Source organism: Shewanella sp. 10N.286.52.C2 (assembly GCF_002874545.1).
Lineage (GTDB): Bacteria > Pseudomonadota > Gammaproteobacteria > Enterobacterales > Shewanellaceae > Shewanella.
Genome location: NZ_MCTV01000075.1, coordinates 1 through 1903, shown reverse-complemented (window position 1 = coordinate 1903; position 1903 = coordinate 1). Strand labels below are relative to the sequence as shown.

The following is a 1903-nucleotide window of genomic DNA, read 5'->3' as shown; positions in this document are numbered from 1 at the left end:
TAGTTAAATTCGATGCTAAAGGCCACTTGATTTCAAGTGGCCTTTTTTTTGAGTATGTTCCGTCCTGAGCTAAGCTGACAAAGGTTTGTCATAGCTGTGGGTAAAATCTGATTTTAAGCTTGTTGGAAAGCAGTTTTATATTGTAGTAAAGCGTGGAACCTCAACTCTTTATCATGGTCATTTTACTGTCTAAAAAGCATTCATTTTAATTGATGGGTGTAGTAGTTAGGTTAAAGTTGAGCTGTTTTAGCTTTATTTAGGTTGTTAAGGTGTGTAAATGTTCAAGGTGTGCGTTTCAAATAGTTTAAGAGGTTTGAGGTGTTCAATTTAATGCAACCCAAGCTATTTGTGATACGTTTCAAATCTAAGAATTCAATATCATTTTTATTACAACTGAATGTATTTTACTGTGATAAGTCACTAACTCAAAAGGGGTAGGTTGAGCGAGTATCGCCCACATTCGAAAAATGTTGTGAAATGGATGATATGAAACAATTAAATACAACTGCTGCTTTGCTTGCATTGGCGATACTTTCAGGCTGTGGAAGTGATGACTCCAACAGTGCTCCAACCCCGCCAGATTTACCTGAAACAGGCCAACCACCACAAACTGGTAGCGAGGTATTCGATAATGTTTGGGGACCGGATATAAAATGGCAATTAGAAGGACCAATAACCATCTACTTCGACAGGATGGACAGAGCTGATTGGGTTGCTCAATCTGAAAGACGACATGCCGATATTAAACATGGATTCACTGTTGAAGCAGAAGAGGTTCGTCGGGTTATTCCAACACCGCTGCGGGATGATTTGTTTAATGATGGTCAAATCACTTTTGCAGAAGTGCTGCTATACCTATCTCAGACCCGTGATGATTTCCATGTTGAGTACCAATGGGGCGAAGATATCGGTGCTTATCGCTATACGGTATGGCGTAATGAGGATGGTAGTGCTGTAGAGTTTGATATTGATGGAAAACCAGTTGGAGAAGGCGATCCTAACTGGTATGCCAATTGGATCCCAGATACTGCAGACTTTAAGAGAGAATATAAATACACCAATTGGGGGGAAAACGTTGGCACTCGTTTAGAAATGACAGTGCTGCAATCAAATTCAGGTGTATTACTGCGTCCAAGAAGTGAGGCTTATACCTACCGACGTGAAGAAATGCAAAGAACACAGGTTGAGCGTCGCAACGAAGCTCAGGCTCAGTTCTCTGATAATCGTATAATTATTCCTGAAGTTATGCTTGATCCTGTTGATGGCGAACCAAGATATTTTTATAACGTCGAGGTTAGACCACATAACTTACGTCCTGACATATATAAGAAAGATGCCATGATCACCATGGCGGATATTTATATGAGTATGCATGAAGATGGGCTGATTGATGTTGGTTTTTCATACTGGGGTAAGATATCCACAGGTATAGATATTCAGCACTTCATTATTAATTCTATTGATGGTGCCACTAACCAGGCTCGATACGCATATGCGATTAATGGTTATGAGCGCCGTTATATAAAAGATTGGAATCACAAGTACGGCCTTGGAGGTATGTCTAAGCCTGAAGACACGCCACCGGCAACATTCTGTGATGGCATTGCCCTTGATGGCTCAGCCACTGGCACATCAAACGGTCAAATTGATCAAGAATGTGGCGAATACTTTGCAAGTAAAGGCATTGAAATTGACCTTACTGATTGGTACGGCGACAGAAATATGCACACCTTTGCAGATGTTTGGCCTATGTATTACCCCGTTGATTATACCGCGGTAATGGCTAGACAGTTGACGTTTGCTGCACCAGAAAGCCATCGGGTTGGCGGGGATAATCAATATCCTATTTACGATATTAATGAAGCTATTCGTCCATTATCAGCAGAGCATTTTGGCTGGGGCG

The 1903-nt window shown here is 41.2% G+C and carries 1 protein-coding gene; it reads left to right on the top strand.

What is annotated here, in order from left to right:
- Nucleotides 1-486: 486 nt before the first annotated feature.
- Nucleotides 487-1903: hypothetical protein (locus BCU94_RS18920; RefSeq protein ID WP_133149811.1), on the top strand; the 1417-nt coding region annotated here is incomplete at its 3' end.